Here is a 19,299-nt window from a genome sequence, read left to right as displayed (position 1 = left end):
TGATGCGGAGGTAAAAGTGAATCGTGCACTTACAGAGAGTAGGGAGTAGCTGAGAACCCACAGAACGCAGCTCACATAAATGGACCGCAGAGGGCATGGAACAAAACTTTTTTAGAAGCCAGTATTTCATGACGTGAAGGCATACGTTAGTTGCACAGAGTATGTTTGTACTCGTTGAGAGCATATCGTTTGATATGAATCAAGGTGGCACCGCGGAAGATTTTTAGATTATCCGTCCTTGATAGTAGATTAATACTATCAAGGACTTTTTTTCGTATAAAGAAAAATAGATTATAGAAGTTATAAAAGTAATTTAATTTCTATATACTCTGAAGGGTTATCTAAACTGAAATAACTTTTAAAAGGAGAAAGATTATGAGAGGATTTAAGAAAGTTTTAGGTTTAGTTTTAACAGTAGCATTAGCTACATCAGTATTCACAGCATGTGGAAACAGCAAAAAGGGTGGAGATAATGACAATGACAAGAAAAAAATTGGAATTATCACAATGGTAGAAAATGGCGCTTTTATGGATATGAAAGAAGGAATTCTTGAAGAACTAAAAGCAAAAGGCTACACAGAAGACAACACAACTTTTGATTACCAGTGTGCATCAGGTGATGCAACAACTTTATCAACTATAGCAAGTAACATGGCTGACGGTTCATACACGGCAGTGTTTACAATTGCAACACCTCCAACACAGACATTTGTAAGTACAGAATCAGACACACCTGCATTTTTCTGTGCAGTATCAGCACCACTTGCAGCAAAGGTTTTAACAGACATGGATAAGCCTGACATGAATGCTACAGGAACATCAAATGCAATTCCTGTTTCAGAAATAATTGATTTTGCACAGGCAACAACACCTGCAAAGAAATACGGTCTTATTTATAGTGGAAACGAAGACAACGCTACAAACACAATTAAACAGGTTGAAGAATACTTAAAGAAAATCGGTGTTGAATATGTTGAAAAAACAGCTCCTACAGCAGCAGATGTAGAAAACGCAACAAACGCTTTAATAGCTGAAAAAGTAGATGCAGTATTTGTTCCAAATGATTCAATTATTCAGGACGGTGTTTCAAAACTTACAGAAATCTGCAAGGACAAAAAAGTTCCAACATATTGTGCATCAGCAACAACAGTTCAGTCAGGTTGTTTTGCAACACTTGCAATTGACGACAAGGGAATCGGTAAGAAAACAGCAGATATGGCAGTTGAATATTTAAAGAATGGTAAGAAGGTAGAAGATATACCGGCACAGGTTGTAGGTATTGACTACTGTTCAGTAAATAAAGACACAATGAAAGCTTTAGGACTTACAAAGAAAGATATAAAAACAAAGTATGAAGTAAAAGAACTTGATACAGCTAAGTAAGTTTAAAAGTATAAATTAGATAACATGAAAAAACATTTGAAAAGTATAAAGCAAAAAGTTTGCTACAAAAATGAAAATAATAGAGTAATGAAAAACTGAGAATTAAAATATTACAATAATAATTGAAAGTGAAAAAGAAATGGTAGAATTACAATATTATTTATCAAATGTGCCAGAAGCATTAATTTACGGTTTATTGGCAATGGGTATATATATTTCTTTAAGAATATTAGATATACCTGATTTAACAACAGAAGGAAGTTTTGGATTTGGAGCTGTAATTTCTGTTTTAGTTTCTCTTAACGGTCATCCCATTCTTGCAGTTTTTGCTGGAATGGCGGCGGGAATGATAGCAGGATTAATTACAGGAGCTTTGCAGACTAAACTTAATGTGCATCCTGTTTTGGCAGGTATTATTACAATGAGTGGTTTGTATTCCATTAATTTGGTTTGCTATTCTTTGACGGATAAAGGTCAGACTACAAACTTAAGTTATGGTAAAGTAACAATTTTTGAAAAAGTAAAAGAAACCTTAGGTATTAGAGGTATGTTTGAAACTTCTATGGTAAAGGCTGGTGTTAGTTTTATTATTGCTTTAGTTGTAATTCTATTAGTGATTTGGTTTTTTAAAACTCATTTAGGACTTTGCATTAGAGCAACAGGCGACAATCCTGATATGGTAAGAGCATCATCAATTAACGTAGACAGAACAAAGATTGTTGGTTTGATGATGGCAAACGGTCTTATTGGTTTATCAGGTGCACTGCAGTCACAAAGCATTAGCTATGCTGATATTAGTTTACAAAACGGAACTTTGATTTATGGTCTTGCTGCAGTAATTATTGGTGAAGTTATTTTTGGAAAAAGAAGTGTGGCAACAGGAATTGTTTCAGCAGTAATCGGTTCTGTTCTATATAAAATAATAGTTGCATTCGTTATCAGACAGCAGTTGTTTGGCGATATGAGTTCAAACCTTATGAAATTCACATGTGCATTAATAGTAGCTATTACATTGGCAGTACCTGCAATTAAGGAAAGAATGGCTGCAAGAAAAATCAGAAAGGGGGCAATGTAATGTTAGAAATAAATAACATATCAAAAACCTTTGCCAAAAGTACAGTTAATGAACATACAGCAATTAACCATATGTCATTAAACCTAAAAGATGGTGATTTTGTAACAGTAGTTGGCTCCAATGGTGCAGGTAAATCAACCTTATTTAATGCAATATGTGGTACCTTTATGGTGGATAAAGGTAATATTTTATTAGATGGAGAAGATATTACTTTTAAGAGTGAACATGCAAGAGCTAAATTAATCGGCAGAGTTTTTCAGGATCCAATGAAAGGAACAGCTCCTAATATGACAATCGAAGAAAATCTTGCGTTGGCATATACAAGAGCAGGAAAGAAAAATTCACCTTTTAAGAGAGCCATAACTAAGAAGCAGACAGCTTTCTTTAGGGAGAATCTTGCAAGATACAATATGGGAATTGAAGACCGAATGAAAACCAAAATCGGCTTACTTTCAGGAGGCCAGCGACAGGTAGTTACATTGTTAATGTGTACTTTATCAATTCCAAAGTTGTTATTGCTTGATGAGCATACAGCAGCTCTTGATCCTGCAACAGCAGAAAGAGTAATGGAAATAACAAAAGAAATTGTAGTAGAGAATAACATTACCACAATGATGATTACACATAATTTGAATCAGTCATTAACCACAGGTAACAGAACAATTATGTTAGACAGCGGTGAGATTATATTGGATCTTTCAGGAGAAGAAAGAGACAATATGACAATGGATGATTTGATTAAGATGTATTCAGCAAAGAAACAGAAAGCATTTGATAATGATAGAATATTGTTAAGTTAAGAAAAAAGAAGTTGTAGCATTGCTACAGCTTCTTTTTTTGTGTAATAAGAACTTACTTCAGAACTTCTTATTACGCAAAAAAACAATACGCAATTATACAATTTGAGACAAACGTATAAAAAACAGAAAGAATGGTTGCATTTAGCAAAAAGTAGAGTTATATTACAAATATAAGAAAATCATACACAAGTATAAAAAAGATGCTAATGTAAAATTTAGATACATTAGTATAAGGAGGATGTTATGGCAAATTCAAACATTACAAAAAAAGCTTTGGCACAAAGCTTAAAAGAGTTGGGGGCCACAAAGATTTTGGATAAAATAACTGTTGCAGACATTACAGACCATTGCGGTGTTAACAGACAGACATTTTATTATCATTTTAATGACAAGTATGAATTGCTTAGTTGGATATATAATCAGGATTTATTTATTCCATTAACACAGGATTTGACTTTTGAAAACTGGGTTGAAAAGTTAATTGGATTGTTCAAATATATGAAGCAGCAGAAAGCGTTTTTTATGAACACTATTAAATCATCCAACAATTTCTTCGCTGAATATAGTAATAAAATTTTCGCAGAGTTGTTTGTGAAGGCAATAGCAGAACTTGACTTATATCAGCATTTAGATGATAAAGAACAGGATATATATGCGAGATTTTTCGCTTATGGCTTAACAGGAGTAATTGTTGACTGGGCATTAAAAGGTATGAAGGAAAATGAAGATGATTTAGCTGTTTTGCTACAGAAAATGACATTACAAACTGAAGAGTTAGGTCATGAGATTTACATGTATAAAAGAAATACAAAGAATTAAAAAAATGATTTAACAGGAAATTGATTTTAGTCTATTTGAAAATATACAGAGTTATATTTTTACAATAAAGAGGTACAAATGAAATCTAATATCTGTTTATTATACAGAAAGTAAATGACTTATACAATTTCATACAGGTGTCATAAAAATACATTGGTGTATAAGAATGTATAATGATTTTTTTACATATAAAAGTATACTGTACAATAGAAAAGAAAAGGAGTGTATGTTGAAATGAGAAAGTATGTTCAAAAAGGAATAAGTTTGGCGTTGGTTATGACAATGTCAACCTGGTGTTTGTCAGGATGTGGAACTACAAACACACAGTCAAAGAAAACAGAAAAAAAACAAACAGAAGCTTCTGACACAATTAAACAGTCAGATTTGCAAACATTATTAAGCAGTAAGATTGGTGACACAGCCAATACTGAAAAGAAAGAAACAGTTTTCGTGGAAATGGATCCATCTGGTGAAGTTACTAAGACAACAGTAAGTGATACTTTGAAAGTTTCTGATAAGGATAGCATTAGTGATGTATCAAATCTCGATAATATTACAAATTTAAGTGGTGATGAAAAATATACTACAGATGAGAATGGCAATATTGTTTGGGAGAATAAAGGAAAAGACATTACATATCAGGGTACAACAACAGAGTCTACACCTATTAAAGTAAATGTTAAATATTATTTAGATGATGAAGAAATATCACCAGATGATTTGGCAGGAAAAAGCGGAAAAGTAAAAATTGTTTATGACTATGTTAATGAAACATCATCTGAGGGAAAATTCATTCCATTTATTACTTTAACAGGTATGGTTTTAGATGATAATTTCACAAATGTAAAAGTTGATAACGGTAAAGTAGTTGAATATGATGGCTCAAACATTGTAATCGGTTATGGAGCACCGGGCTTTAAGGACAATATTATATCAACAGTTAGCAAGGCTGAAGATTATTTAAAGGATATTGATATTCCTGAATCATTTACAGTTGAAGCTGATGTAAAAGACTTTAGCTTAAACATGTCACTTACAATGGCAACATCTGAAATTGCTGATTTAGATTTAGACAAGAGCTTAGATTTCTCAGATATTGAAGATAAGATGGATGAGTTAAAGGACGGTACAAATCAGTTAGTAAAAGGTGCTGGAGATTTAGTATCAGGTGCCAGCAAATTAAATTCAGGTGCAGATAAGATTGATAAGGGTGCAAAGGATATTGCTAAATATACATCTGATTTATATTTAGGAACAACTACATTATTAACAAGCTATAAGAAGTTTGACTGTGCTCTTGTTTCAGGTGTTAAGAGTGCAAACAAAGGTGCTAAGAAATTATACAAAGGAACAAAGAGTGTTAAGTCAGCATCTAACAAGTTGAATTCAGGTGCCCAGACATTAAACAGCGGCGCTAAGAAGGTTAACTCAGGTGCACAGGAACTTGCAAAAGGTTTAAGCAGTGCAAAAGCAGGTTTTGAAGATGTTAAGGACAGCAAGGGTAATGTTAAGAGCCAGGGCTTAAAGAATGGCTCAAAGGCTTTAGCAACAGGAACAAAAACAGCAGAAGCAGGCGTAAAACAGTTAGTTGGTACATTACAGTCAACACCAAGTTCTATCCAGACTCAAATTGATGGTGTTGTTAAAAAAGTAAGCGCAGCTACAGGCGGTGCAATTGCTTCTGAAAAAGCATTAAACGCAACTATTGAAAAGATTAACGGTGCCATTGCTCAGGGCGCAGACATGACTACTGTTTTAACAGGTGCAGGTTTAAATGCAACAGCTTATTATCAGTTATTAGAAGCATATTATGGAATTAAAACATTAGAGCAGGTTAAATCAACATTTGAAACTCAGATTACTTCACAGGCATCAAGCATTAAGGCTCTTGTTGATGGCATGGGAGATTTAACAGATGGTGCATCAGCGTTAAATACAGGAATTAATACATTATACACAGGTATTAGCAAGTTAAATACGGGTGCCGGTACTTTAGCAGCAGGCACAAAAAGTTTATATGATGGAACAAGTACATTAGCATCAGGAACAAACCAGTTAAAGAGTGGTGCAAAAACTCTTAACTCAGGTATGAAGTCACTTAACCAGGGAACAGATAAGATGAACAGTAAGTTAGGCGATGCAAGCTCACAGGTTAAAGATGGTATTGCAACTGTTAATTCAGGTGCAGGACAGATTAGTGATGGTGCTAAAACATTAGCAAATGGTACAGGTTCATTAAGCAGTGGTGTTGTAACATTATTTAATGGAACAAAAACATTAAAAGATGGTGTTGTTAAATTAAATGACGAAGGTATAAGCAAGATTACTGAAATCTTTGGCGATGATACAAAGGATGCAGTTAATAGTATTGAAGATATATTAAATAACGGAAAAGAATACAAGTCATTCTCAGGAATTAAGAGTGATATGTCAGGTAACGTTAAATTCATATTTAAGACAGCCGAAATCAAGTCGGATAAGTAAAGGAGCTAATAAGTTATGAAGAAGTTTGGACAGTTTGTTGTAAAAGCCAGATATGTCATATTACTAATTAGTATTTTACTACTAATTCCAGCAGGCATTGGCTATATGAATACAAAAGTAAATTACGACTTATTATACTATTTGCCGGACGGAATTGACACAATGACAGGTCAGGACATAATGATGGACGAATTCAATTCAGGTGCATTTAGTATTGTTATGGTTGATAAGATGGACGATAAAGATGTCACAAAGCTTATTGACAAAATGAAAAAAGTTGACCATGTAAGTAAAGTTTTATGGTATGACTCTTTTGAAAAAGCAGGTGTACCAAAATCAATGCTACCAGATGATGTGTACAAAGCCTTTAACAAAGGTACATCAACAATTATGATGGTTATTTTTGATGACACAAGTTCCGGTGAGGGAACAATGGATGCAATAACACAACTTAGAAATCTTACACAAAAACAGTGTTATATTAGCGGTATTTCAGCCATTGTTACAGATACAAAAGTGTTAGTTGAACAGGAAATGTTCATATACGTTTGTATAGCAGCATTAGTTTCAATTGTTGTTTTGTCGTTGTTAATGGATTCATACTTAATTTCAATTTTCTTTATGTTAAGTATTGGAATGGCTATTATATATAACTTAGGCAGCAACTTTGTGGTGGGAGAAATATCCTATCTGACAAAGGCGTTAGCGGCGGTGCTTCAGCTTGGTGTTACAATGGACTACTCAATATTCCTGTGGCACAGTTTTGAGGAAGAACTGGAGAAACATGACGGTGACAGTAAATCGGCTATGGCGGATGCTATTGCAGCTACAATATCTTCTGTTGTAAGTAGTTCAATAACAACAGTGGCAGGTTTCATTGCTTTATGCTTTATGAGTTTTACATTGGGACTTGACCTTGGTATTGTAATGGCAAAAGGTGTAATTTTAGGTGTTATCTCATGTGTAACTGTTTTACCGGCTTTCATTTTGGTATTTAACAAAGCCATTCAGAAAACAAAGCACAAACAGTTATTACCTGATTTTAAAAAGATTCCTGCGTGGATTACAAAGCATTATAGAATATTTATTGTATTGTTCTTATTATTAATTGGTCCTGCAGCTTACGGTCAGGCAAATACAAATGTATATTATGATTTAACATTAAGTTTGCCGGAAAGCTTAAAGAGTGTTACAGCTCAGAATAAAGTGGCAGATACTTATGATTTAGGCTCGGCTAACATGATTTTAATAAGTTCAGATACAAAGACGAAAGATGTTAAAGATTTATTGTCAGATGTTAATGATGTAAAAGGTGTAAAAGTTGCAATGGGACTTGAAAGTTTCTTAGACGGCTCAGTTCCTGATTCATTTATACCGGAAGATTTAACAAGTGCATTAAAGAGTGAAAAACATGAAATGTTAATCTTTATGTCTGAGTATAAGACAGGTTCAGATGAAGCCAATGCACAGTGTAATCAAATCGAAAAGATTATTAAGAAATACGACAAGTCAGGAATGCTTGTAGGCGAAGCTGCATGTACAAGAGACTTAATTAAGATAACAAACAAAGACTTTGCAACAGTAAGTTTTGTTTCAATATTTGTAATTTTTGCAATTATCGCAATTGTATTTAAGTCAATTACACTTCCTATAATTTTGGTAGCAGTAATTGAACTTGCAATCTTTATCAACATGGGTATTCCATTCTATACAGGAGCAACGTTACCATTTATTGCTTCAGTTGTAATTGGAACAATCCAGTTAGGTGCGACAGTTGACTACGCAATCTTAATGACTAACAGATATAAGTTAGAGCGTAGCAGTGGCAAGGAAAAATATCTTGCTGCAAAAGACGCATTAACAGCAACAATGAAGTCAATTATTGTTAGTGCTTGTACATTCTTTGGGGCAACATTTGGTGTAGGTGCTTACTCAAGTATTGACATGATTAGTTCACTTTGCTTACTTATGGCAAGAGGTGCCGTAATTAGTATGCTTTGTGTAATTTGTATTTTACCGGCAATGTTTGTTGTTTTTGACAAGGCTATTGTAAAGGGAAGTTACAAATTCTTAGACAAATAATTAAAACAGCAAATTAATGTTTGTTTTAAAAAGTAAATCAATGTTAGTTTTAAATAGTAAATTAATACTAGTTTGAAAAAGCAAAAAATGAAGTTTTAGAGGTTCAAATATAAGTTAAACATTATAAAGTTTAATGGAATTAGAACCTCTTTTTAGTTTAAAAAAAATGAAAAATGTGGTATAATTAGCATAAAATTAAGTACGGATTATTTTTAATCTTAAAGACTGGAGGGATGTACTATGAAGCAGATAGTAATTGCTATAGGAAGAGAGTTTGGTAGCGGAGGTTTAAAGGTAGCAGAAATGGTAGCAGAACATTACAATATACCTTTATATCACAAGCAATTATTAGATGAAGTGGCAAAGGAAGGAAAGTACAGTAGAGAAGTAGTTGAGAAGTACGACGAAAAACCTATTAACCTTACTTTTATGCCAATTCCATTAGGTGGTGTAACAACGTCAATAGAACAGGATGTTGCCATTAAGGAATTCAATATGCTTAGAAAGAGAGCAAATGAGGAAAATGAATCATTTGTTGTTGTAGGCAGATGTGCAGATGAAATTCTCGCAGATAATCCAAATCTTACAAAAGTATTTATTTTAGGAGATACAGAAAGTAAGGCTAAGAGAGTTATGGAAAGAGACGGCATTGATAAGAAAGCTGCTTTATCCAAGATGAAGAAAAGAGACAAAGTAAGAAAAACATATCATAACTTCTATTGTGAGAATAAATGGGGTGATTCAAGAGCTTATGATTTGTGCATAAGCACAGCAAATATCTCATTAGAGAATGCAGCAAAGCTAATTATTGACTATGTTGAAATGAAATAAAAACAATTCAATAAGAAAAAGCCTTTATTTATAGGCTTTTTCTTATTTTTTTGGCTGAAAATAAAAATGGTTTCTTGAATCGGATATATGGTTGTCAAACATTAAATATGATAAAATAATACCATGGTTAAACTTAACAAAGAAAATGTAAAAAGGAGGATTTTATGAGAAAAAACGTACAAAAAGCTTTGAGCTTAGCACTTAGCTTGTCAATGGTATGCAGTTTAATGGCGATTGATGGAAACTCTTACAAAAATATCGTAAGAGCTGATGAAATTATTGCTGCAGATGAAGGAAGCGGTAGTGGTGAAGTAGAACCGGAGATTGATTATTCTGATTTGATTAAGTCGGATTATAATTTGTTGAAAGGAGCAGGATATACTTACAGCAGCAAGGGTCAGGAAAATACAGACACTGCACTTACTAATGGAAGTCTTGATGGAGGCTTTTATAATTCAAAATGGGGAAAAGATGCAAATCAGAGAGTTACAATAACAACAGATGGAATTCAGGAAGTAAGTAATTTGAAGTCGTTTTTAATTTTCTTCAATAATGCGAATACATACTGTAAGAAATTCAACATTCAGTTATCATTAGATGGTGAAAATTTTGAAACGGTATATGAATCAACAGATGATTTTACTGAAAAGGTAAATGAATTAACAGTTGACAAATCTAATTTAACAATAACACAGTTTAAGTATGTAAGAATTAATCTTTTAGACGGAAAGAAAGATTATGGTTATCAGATAAAGGAATTTGCTGCAATTGGTGAAGAAGAAAATAAAACTCCAAATACAGCAAATAGTTCTAGTGAGCTTGAAGAGGGATTACCTGTAGATGAATCTAAATTTTTAGCAACAGACTATAATCTGACATATGGGGCTGAGTACACACAGACATCAGTTGGAAGTCAGAACTTTAAGGTTTTAACAGATGGTAATGTATCAGGTACAGAATTTGTTAATACTGAAAGAAACGATGATGCGAAGGATCAGACTTTTGTAATTGATATTGGAAGAGGAATGAGTCAGAAAGTAAGCAACATTGATTACTTGCAGCTATATAACGTTAATGATGCTACAAATGTAACAGATTTTGAAGTATCAATATCATTAGACGGAGAAAATTACCAGACAATAGGAAAATATTCAGGTGTAGAATGGGAACAGACACATTATAACGTGGATTTATCAGAGGTTACACTTGAAGATTTCAGATATGTTAAATTACATTTAATAAATGGTAATACAGGATTTGGATACCAGATTAGAGAATTTGCTGTAATGGGCAAAGATAAAGCATATTATCCGGAAGTAAAGGATCAGACATCATTAGTTTCATCAAGTGATAAAAATCTTGCATTAAATAAGACAGTATATGTATCATCAACAGGTGAAAATGAAGGAACAGATCCTACAGTTCTTACAAATGGCAATGCAGATGCATTTTGGTCATCACTATGGGATGCAACAAGAACATTCGAATATGTTGTAATTGATTTGGGAAAAGAAGTTGAACCATCATTACTTAGCAAAGTACTTGTTAATTTCCAAAATAAAGTTACATACTGTAAGGATTATACAGTATCAGTATCAAAAGAATTTGATGAAGAAAATCCGGATGAAGGATTCGTTAAAATAGGAGAAACAAAGTCTATAGTTTGGGAAGTTTTACAGCATTTTGCAGATCCGAACGGATATGTTGTAACAAACTTATATGATTTACCAACAGAACCAATTAGATATGTAAAAGTTTATATGAATGGACATGCTGATTATGGCTTCCAGATTAAGGAAATTGCCGTAATTCAGAAGACGGATATTACAGATGCAACAGTTAATGTAACATTAGATGATGAATTGAAGGCAACAGTTAGTGCAAAATATAGTGGAACAGAATTAGTTGAAGGAACAGATTATACAGTTGAACAGACAACAACAGCTGAAGGTATAGAAGTTAAGTTGAATGGTATAGGAGACTTTGGTGGTTCTGTTACAAAAACTATTAAAGCAGAGGATATTGCTGTTAGTGAAGCTAAGAACTTAACAGTAGAAGCAATAGAAGCAAATACTTTAAAGGTTTCATTTGAAGGAAGCAATTTACCAAAAGAATTTGCTCAGGTATATGACATTTATGTGGGAGACAAGTTAGTAGCAGAAAATAAAGAACCGGGTGAATACACATTTGATAAAATTAATGCTGGTAATGTTACAGTTAAGGTTGTAGCAAAACGTGGTGAAGTTTCATCTGAAGGTGTATCACAGGAAACTAAAATTTCAGGGATAGATATTTCAAAATTTGAATTATTTATTGGAGAGATTGGACATATATACAATGGAAAAGAACAGACAGTTCCAGTTACAGTAAAAAACGGTGATGAACAGCTTGAAGAAGGAACAGCATATGAAGTAAAATACGAAGATAATGTAAATGCGGGAACTGCAAAAGTTATCGTTAATGGTATAGGATTATATGAAGGTAAGCTTGAAGGAGAGTTTACTATTGCACAGGCAAATATTGAAGATGATATTATAAAGAAAGATTTTTCAAATTTAGCAGAAAGTTACGAATATAAGGTGGCAGACATCCAGCCTCAGATTAAGATGAGTCAGGGTGATGTTTACTTATCAGCAATGAAGGATTACGAAATTGTTTATTCAGATAATATGAATCCTGGTACTGTGACAATGACAATAAAGGGTATTGGAAACTACACAGGAACAATTGAAAAGACATTCGTTATTACTAAGAGAAAACTTGCTAACACAACTATTAAGACATCATTTGATGCTAACAAGCAGTTAAATGTATTAGTTCAGGTACCTGATAATGGACGTGCATTAACAAAAGATAAGGATTATAAATATACAGTAGCTACAGATGCAACAGGTAATATCACAATTACAATTACAGGAATTGGTGAAAATTGTGAAGGTACAGTTGTTAAAACAATTGCAGCTAAGGATAATCCTAACAGACCAACTCAGAAGCCAACAACAACAAAGGTTAAGGTGGCAAAGGTTTCACCTAAGGCTAAGAATGTTAAGGGTAAGAAGATTAAGTTGTCATGGAAGAAGATTAAAGGTGTAAAGGGTTACCAGGTTCGTTACGCTTTAAGCAAAGGCAAACTTAAAAAGGCAAAGATTAAAGCTTGTAAGAAGAATTCTTATGTAATTAAGAAACTTAAAAACAAAAAATACTTCGTTCAGGTTAGAGCTTACAAAGTAGTTGGAAAGAAAAAATACTATGGAGCATGGAGCAAAGTTAAAAGTGTTAAAGTGAAAAAATAATGTCCTATTGTAGGATATAGTTAATAAAAGTGGAATGTAGATTAAAACGGTCTACATTTCACTTTTATTAATGATTAAGTAATGATATAATTACAGGAAAAGAATAAGGAGGCATTAAATGGGAGATTTAGTTTTTAATGGAATTAAAGTAGAAGAACTTGATTTAACAAATAAGATAGAAGGAGCTGTCTCTTTGGATATTAGCCAGAGAGCATCTTTTAATGTTAAATATACAAGGGATGATAAGAAGTGCGCAGCTACATTAACTATTGATATGATGGATAAGAATCAACCAATGGATTTCAATTTCAAAATAAGTGCAGTGGCATTTTTTGACTGTGACCAGTTATCAGACAAAAAGGAAATTCATAAGAAAGCATACGATGAAATATTCCCACATGTAAGATCAATGGTAATTACATTTTTTGTAAATTCAGGTTTGCCACCAATTGCAATTCCTAAGGTAAAAATGGACGATGCAAACATTAAAGTATCAGGAGAAGATAATTCAGAGGACGATAAAATTTATAGTTAAAAATGTTTTTTTTAGTTTTTTGGAAAATTTAAAAAACGTAAAAAATACAAAAAACATAAAAATTGTAACAAATGCTTATAAAAAAGCCCTTTTATTTCAAAAAATAAAAGGATAAATGTACATAATTAACAAAAAAATACATTAGATTTATAGGTTGTTGCAAAAAATGTTTTTAATTTTTAAACTATAAGTGTATTAGATTTTTAGGTAACATAATAATCTAAACCCTTTCAATTTTGTGGCGTTTCGGAGAATTCTGAAACGCCATTCCTGATTTGAGAAGCAATTTTTCTAAATGCTTATCTAATAGACAAAACATACAAAATAAAATCATATCTGAACAATTATAAATAATAATTCCATAATATAAAAAGAACTAATCCTTTGGTTAATAATCAAAATTCTACAATCATTAATTATGCATTAAAAAGTATGTGCAGGAAAACAGCTGTTAATTAATAATGAAAAGTGTTAATATTAGTTTCGGCAGATAATAAATTATAGACAGCAGAAACGAATTAAGATAAGAGATTGAATTACAAAGAACAGAAAAGAAAGATAAGAGATTGAATTACAAAGAACAGAAAAGAAAGATAAAGGATTGAATTATAGAGAAGAAAGTATTATGGAATATAAAAAGATTGTAAAAGGAATTTTTAGGGAAAGACCCAACAGGTTTATAGCGTATGTTGATGTAGAAGGAATGGATAATAATCCCCAGGTTGTTCATGTGAAAAATACAGGACGTTGCAAAGAACTTTTAGTTAATGGTGTAACTGTATATTTGGAGGAATCAGATAATCCCAATCGAAAAACAAAATATGATTTGGTTGTAGTTAGGAAAAATGAAAGAATAATAAATATGGATTCCCAAGCACCAAACAAAGTAGTACAGGAATGGCTAAATAAAAATGGCTTATATAAAAATACAAAACTTGTTGCTCCTGAGAAAAAATATGGAGAATCAAGGTTTGATTTTTATATTGAGGGAGATAATAAAAAAGCGTGGATGGAAGTAAAAGGTGTTACCCTTGAAAAAGATGGTGTAGTTTTATTTCCTGATGCACCAAGCAAAAGAGCGGTAAAGCATATAGAACATTTAATCAAAGCCAAGGAAGAGGGCTTTGACGCTTATATTATGTTTGTTGTGCAAATGGAAAACGTAAAATATTTTACACCTAACAAAGAGACTCATAAGGCTTTTGCAGAAGTACTGGTAAAGGCAGAAAGTAAAGGAGTTAAAATAATGGCGTATAACTGTGTGGTAACAGAAAAAGAACTTAAAATAAATAACCCCGTAGAGATAAAACTCAACAAATAATTACATGGATTGCTCCGTGCAGAGCACTCCCACAATCCATACAAATATTCGCATATGGGAAAGCTGACGCTTTCCTTTTATGCTCATATTTGGGCGTGTTCCAAAGTTCAGCTCACCTTTGTGCAAGCACAGGTGTGGACCTTGAGAAATGTATTTTTAATTACATGGATTGCTCCGTGCAGAGCACTCCCACAATCCATACAAACATTCGCATATGGGAAAGCTGACGCTTTCCTTTTATGCTCATATTTGGGCGTGTTCCAAAGTTCAGCTCACCTTTGTGCAAGCACAGGTGTGGACCTTGAGAAATGTATTTTTAATTACATGGATTGCTCCGTGCAGAGCACTCCCGCAATCCATACAAATATTCGCATATGGGAAAGCTGACGCTTCCCTTTTATGCTCATATTTGGGCGTGTTCCAAAGTCCAGCTCACCTTTGTGCAAGCACAGGTGTGGACCTTGAGAAATGTATTTTTAATTACATGGATTGCTCCGTGCAGAGCACTCCCGCAATCCATACAAATATTCGCATATGGGAAAGCTGACGCTTCCCTTTTATGCTCATATTTGGGCGTGTTCCAAAGTCCAGCTCACCTTTGTGCAAGCACAGGTGAGCTGGACCTTGGAACACTGTAATTAAAAAAGTAGTCGAAAAAACAAAAAAATACGGTCAATCTTATTGACTAAAGGAATTAAAAAGTGATATAATTACGAGAAATTCGGGTTTATTTGAAACGATTTAATATTTTTATATAGAAGAGGTAGATATATTATGAAGAAAATGATTTTAGTAACATCACCACCAGCATGTGGAAAAACATTTGTAACAAAGAAGTTAGCAAAGGCTATGCCTAACTGTGTTTACCTTGATAAAGATTCACTTATTGTTTTATCAAAGCAGATTTTTGTTGTGGCAAATGAAGAATACAATAGAAGTTCAGATTTCTTTGAAGCAAACATCAGAAATTATGAATATGATGCAATCATGGAAATCGCAAGAGAAGCTTTAGAATACAATGATACGGTATTCATTAATTCTCCATTCACAAGAGAAGTTAGAACACCCGGTTATATGGAAAATCTTAGAAACGAACTTTTAAAGATTGGAGCTGAATTAGTTGTTGTTTGGGTTCATTGCGACAAGGAAGTTTGTAAGGAAAGAATGATTAAACGTAACTCTGACAGAGATACATGGAAGATTGAACATTGGGATGAATATATTAGCAGACAGAACTTTACAGTTCCTGAAGGAATTAAGAATTTATTCTTATTCGATAATTCATCAGATGATTCATTCAAGAAGTCATTAGATGAAGCTGTTGAATATTTCAAAAATTTAAAATAAAGCATAAAAAAATATTAAGTATATTTAGAAAAAGACTTTCACGGAACTTGAATTATTCCTAAAAAGTTAGGTTTTAAAACCTGACAATAAATAGGCGATTCGGTTAAGGAAAGTCTTTTTTCGTAACAGGAAAATCTTTTAGGATTTTCTATTACATAAAAAATATTGCGTTATGGATTATTATAAAATCCATAAGTTGATGTACTTGCTTATAGGCAAAAAAAGCATTATAATAAATTAGATTTATGTCAATAATTGTTAAAGAGGAGAAATAAAATGTCAAAAGTAAGAACAAGATTTGCACCTAGTCCAACAGGTAGAATGCATGTAGGAAATTTAAGAACAGCTTTATACGAATTTTTAATTGCAAAACATGCAGGTGGCGATTTTATTTTAAGAATAGAAGATACAGATAGAGAACGTTATGTGGAAGGTGCTGTGGATATTATATACAGAACACTTGAAGCAACAGGACTTGTACATGATGAAGGTCCTGACAAGGACAAGGGATATGGACCTTATATTCAGAGTGAACGTCAGGCGTCAGGTTTATATCTTGAATATGCAAAGAAATTAATTGAGTCAGGAGATGCATATTACTGTTTCTGTGATAAGGAAAGATTGGCTACACTTAAAACTTCTGTAGGGGAAGACGGAAAAGAAATTACAATGTACGACAAGCATTGTTTACATCTTTCACAAGAAGAAATACAGGCTAATTTAGATGCTGGAAAACCTTATGTTATCAGAATGAACATGCCAACAGAAGGAACAACAACTTTTGTTGATGAATTGTATGGAGAAATTACAGTAGAAAACAAAGAGTTGGATGACATGATTTTAATTAAGTCAGATGGCTATCCAACATACAATTTTGCAAATGTTATAGATGATCATTTACAGGAAATCACTCATGTAGTAAGAGGTAATGAATATATTTCATCTTCACCAAAGTACCAGAGACTTTATGAAGCATTTGGCTGGGAAGCACCTAAATATGTACATTTGCCACTTATTACAGATGAAAATCATAAGAAATTAAGCAAACGTTCAGGTCATTCATCATACGAAGATTTAGTTGAACAGGGATTTTTACCTGAAGCAATTGTAAACTATATTGCACTTTTAGGTTGGAGTCCGGAAGACAATCAGGAAATATTTTCACTTGATGAATTAATTAAGAATTTTGATTATCACAAGGTTAATAAGAGCCCTTCAGTTTTCGATATTACAAAGTTAAAATGGATGAATGGTGAATACATTAAGGCTATGGACAATGAGAAGTTCTATGAAATGGCAAGACCATACGTTAAGGAAGTTATCAAGAAAGATTTGAACCTTGAAACAATAATGGATATGGTCAAAACAAGAATTGAAACATTCCCTGAAATTGGAGACATGATTGACTTCTTCCAGGAACTTCCTGAATATAGTCCTGAAATGTATACACACAAGAAAATGAAGACTAATTCTGAAAATTCTTTAGAAATTTTAAAGGAATTACTTCCAATATTAGAGGAAACAGATGATTATTCAGTACAGGGATTACACGATACTGTATTTGAATATATTAAGAAAAAAGAAATTAAAAATGGTCAGGCTTTATGGCCACTTCGTACTGCAGTATCAGGTAAGCAGATGACACCGGCAGGAGCTTTCGAAATTATGGAAGTAATTGGAAAAGAAGAGTCATTAGAAAGAATTAAAAAAGGTATTGAATTATTATCAGAATAATTATCAAAATAATTCAAGGAAGATTATAAAAAGTCCGGCTGTTTGTCAGTCGGACTTTTTGTGTAATAAGAAATCCTTTTGAAAGGTTCAGGTTAAAATATGGAAAATACAGTTACTAAGAAAAATATAAATAAAAATTGGCTTGAAATGATAATATTAATATCGCTTTTTAATTTTTTGTTTTTAGGAAGTGAATACCTTTTTGATAACATGATTGCTAAAGTGGCAAATCCAAGTAAAGTTGTAATAGCACAAAGTTATGTTTTAGGTGCAAGCGTAGTGGGATTTGTTTTGTATCCAATAATAAAGAAAATATTAGATAATAAAACAGGTATTAAAAACACTAAAAATATAGCGGTTAGTTTAGCGATTGTATTAGGTTGTTTTTGTGTTTGGAAATTTTCACACAGTGATTCTTATAATGTTATATTAATGTGCGGCTGCCTTCTTTTTATTATACTTGGAGCTTTTGGAAGCACGGTTTTTTATTTTACGGCAATTAATTACGGTAACAGCAAATATTTAGGAAAAACAATAGGCTTTGCTTACGGTTTTGGACTTTTGATACAGTTTGTAAGCAATAATTTAATAAAATCAAATAATCTGGAAAGTGTTTCGATAGTTGTATTATGGGTTGCAGCAATCATAATAGTGCAAAAAATTTCAGGGAAAAGTAATAGTGATGACAGATGTGATAATGCAGTCAAAGAAAAGGGTGGTTTAAAAAACAATTATGTAATGGTAATTCTTTTAATTGCAATTGTTGTATTAATGGCAAATGTTTTTACAACCCTTGATAATGTTGTGACTTTATTCCATGCAGATGGTACTTTTGATGTAGGTCAATATCCCCGATTATTTTTAGCCGTAAGTGGAATTGCAGCTGGTATACTTTTCGACATAAAAAAAGGCAGATTCATGTACATAATAATGTATTGCATAACTCTTTTGTCAACAATATGTATTTTGACAATTGTATCCGGCGGGGCGTTTTTAACAGGCCTGGTTGTTTTCTATTTGTCAGCTGGGTTCTTTGCTGTGTTTTTTACAACAGCATTTGTGAAAATATCTCTTAAAATGGAAAATACACGCCTTTGGGCAGGTATGGGAAGAGCAGTAAATAATTTGATGGCTGTGCTAATGGGGAGTTGGTCTTTGAAACTATATTCAACAGAAAATGTTTTACTGATTACCGTATTATCGTTAGTTTTGTTTGTGGCAATTAGTGTATTAATATTTTTGTACACAATGAAAAATATACAAATCAACAGAGCTGAAATAATAGAAAATAACTGGGACAATCTAACAAACAGTGAAAAAGAAACTAACAGCACAAACGAAACTGACAAATTACAAATGTTTTCGGAGAATTTTTCTTTAACCAAAAGAGAAAAGGAAGTGTTAGAAGCTTTACTTAATTCTGACGATAGTGTTCAGAATATTGCAGCCGGGTTATATATTTCAAGAGCTGCTTTATACAGACATATTTCAAATATAAATAAAAAAACAGATACCAATTCAAGAGTAGGTTTAATTAAATTTTACTATACGTGGACTGAAAACACTATTTAAAACACATCCAATATGTGATAATA

13 protein-coding genes are annotated in these 19,299 nt (G+C 32.6%); all 13 read left to right on the top strand.

Annotated elements, in window-relative coordinates:
• Positions 1-375 precede the first annotated feature (375 nt).
• Positions 376-1,383 carry an ABC transporter substrate-binding protein gene (locus DWZ69_RS04660; protein WP_117998819.1) on the top strand — a complete coding sequence of 336 codons (1,008 nt, stop codon included), beginning with the start codon at positions 376-378 and terminating at the stop codon, positions 1,381-1,383.
• 139 nt (positions 1,384-1,522) lie between these two features.
• Entirely contained in the window at positions 1,523-2,458 is a 936-nt protein-coding gene (locus DWZ69_RS04655; RefSeq protein ID WP_117998820.1) for an ABC transporter permease, read from the top strand.
• Positions 2,458-3,258, top strand: coding sequence for an ATP-binding cassette domain-containing protein (locus DWZ69_RS04650; RefSeq protein ID WP_118436279.1), 801 nt, complete (start codon positions 2,458-2,460; stop codon positions 3,256-3,258). The genes DWZ69_RS04655 and DWZ69_RS04650 overlap by 1 nt, the downstream gene beginning before the upstream one ends.
• A 243-nt stretch (positions 3,259-3,501) precedes the next feature.
• Positions 3,502-4,077: a TetR/AcrR family transcriptional regulator C-terminal domain-containing protein gene (locus DWZ69_RS04645; RefSeq protein WP_117998822.1), complete on the top strand. Its 576-nt coding sequence runs from the start codon at positions 3,502-3,504 to the stop codon at positions 4,075-4,077.
• Positions 4,078-4,311: 234 nt separating this feature from the next.
• Positions 4,312-6,561, top strand: coding sequence for a hypothetical protein (locus DWZ69_RS04640; protein ID WP_118436277.1), 2,250 nt, complete (start codon positions 4,312-4,314; stop codon positions 6,559-6,561).
• A gap of 15 nt (positions 6,562-6,576) precedes the next feature.
• Positions 6,577-8,643, top strand: coding sequence for an MMPL family transporter (locus tag DWZ69_RS04635; RefSeq protein WP_118436275.1), 2,067 nt, complete (start codon positions 6,577-6,579; stop codon positions 8,641-8,643).
• 240 nt (positions 8,644-8,883) lie between these two features.
• Positions 8,884-9,474 (top strand): cytidylate kinase-like family protein, encoded by a 591-nt coding sequence (locus tag DWZ69_RS04630; protein ID WP_118436273.1) that lies wholly within the window; start codon positions 8,884-8,886, stop codon positions 9,472-9,474.
• Positions 9,475-9,638: 164 nt separating this feature from the next.
• Positions 9,639-12,767: a discoidin domain-containing protein gene (locus DWZ69_RS04625; protein WP_118436271.1), complete on the top strand. Its 3,129-nt coding sequence runs from the start codon at positions 9,639-9,641 to the stop codon at positions 12,765-12,767.
• A gap of 118 nt (positions 12,768-12,885) precedes the next feature.
• On the top strand, positions 12,886-13,302 hold the full coding sequence (locus tag DWZ69_RS04620) for a hypothetical protein (RefSeq protein ID WP_117998827.1): 417 nt from the start codon (positions 12,886-12,888) through the stop codon (positions 13,300-13,302).
• Between the two features lie 625 nt (positions 13,303-13,927).
• The gene (gene sfsA, locus DWZ69_RS04615; RefSeq protein WP_118436269.1) at positions 13,928-14,623 is read left to right on the top strand and encodes a DNA/RNA nuclease SfsA; all 696 of its coding nucleotides are present in this window, start codon (positions 13,928-13,930) and stop codon (positions 14,621-14,623) included.
• 774 nt (positions 14,624-15,397) lie between these two features.
• Positions 15,398-15,970: an AAA family ATPase gene (locus DWZ69_RS04605; RefSeq protein WP_022165440.1), complete on the top strand. Its 573-nt coding sequence runs from the start codon at positions 15,398-15,400 to the stop codon at positions 15,968-15,970.
• Between the two features lie 276 nt (positions 15,971-16,246).
• Entirely contained in the window at positions 16,247-17,704 is a 1,458-nt protein-coding gene (gltX, locus tag DWZ69_RS04600; protein WP_117998830.1) for a glutamate--tRNA ligase, read from the top strand.
• A 99-nt stretch (positions 17,705-17,803) separates the two neighbouring features.
• Positions 17,804-19,276 (top strand): LuxR C-terminal-related transcriptional regulator, encoded by a 1,473-nt coding sequence (locus DWZ69_RS04595; RefSeq protein ID WP_117998831.1) that lies wholly within the window; start codon positions 17,804-17,806, stop codon positions 19,274-19,276.
• Positions 19,277-19,299 lie beyond the last annotated feature (23 nt).

Source organism: Eubacterium sp. AF34-35BH, from assembly GCF_003477765.1.
In the GTDB taxonomy this organism is placed as follows: domain Bacteria; phylum Bacillota; class Clostridia; order Lachnospirales; family Lachnospiraceae; genus Eubacterium_G.
This window is presented reverse-complemented; position numbering and strand designations above follow the sequence as displayed.

Coding starts and splice junctions, on each gene's coding strand:
- DWZ69_RS04620 (WP_117998827.1), top strand. CDS start 12,886: ATGGGAGATTTAGTTTTTAATGGAATTAAAGTAGAAGAACTTGATTTA.
- DWZ69_RS04625 (WP_118436271.1), top strand. CDS start 9,639: ATGAGAAAAAACGTACAAAAAGCTTTGAGCTTAGCACTTAGCTTGTCA.
- DWZ69_RS04630 (WP_118436273.1), top strand. CDS start 8,884: ATGAAGCAGATAGTAATTGCTATAGGAAGAGAGTTTGGTAGCGGAGGT.
- sfsA (WP_118436269.1), top strand. CDS start 13,928: ATGGAATATAAAAAGATTGTAAAAGGAATTTTTAGGGAAAGACCCAAC.
- DWZ69_RS04635 (WP_118436275.1), top strand. CDS start 6,577: ATGAAGAAGTTTGGACAGTTTGTTGTAAAAGCCAGATATGTCATATTA.
- DWZ69_RS04650 (WP_118436279.1), top strand. CDS start 2,458: ATGTTAGAAATAAATAACATATCAAAAACCTTTGCCAAAAGTACAGTT.
- DWZ69_RS04640 (WP_118436277.1), top strand. CDS start 4,312: ATGAGAAAGTATGTTCAAAAAGGAATAAGTTTGGCGTTGGTTATGACA.
- DWZ69_RS04645 (WP_117998822.1), top strand. CDS start 3,502: ATGGCAAATTCAAACATTACAAAAAAAGCTTTGGCACAAAGCTTAAAA.
- gltX (WP_117998830.1), top strand. CDS start 16,247: ATGTCAAAAGTAAGAACAAGATTTGCACCTAGTCCAACAGGTAGAATG.
- DWZ69_RS04605 (WP_022165440.1), top strand. CDS start 15,398: ATGAAGAAAATGATTTTAGTAACATCACCACCAGCATGTGGAAAAACA.
- DWZ69_RS04595 (WP_117998831.1), top strand. CDS start 17,804: ATGGAAAATACAGTTACTAAGAAAAATATAAATAAAAATTGGCTTGAA.
- DWZ69_RS04660 (WP_117998819.1), top strand. CDS start 376: ATGAGAGGATTTAAGAAAGTTTTAGGTTTAGTTTTAACAGTAGCATTA.
- DWZ69_RS04655 (WP_117998820.1), top strand. CDS start 1,523: ATGGTAGAATTACAATATTATTTATCAAATGTGCCAGAAGCATTAATT.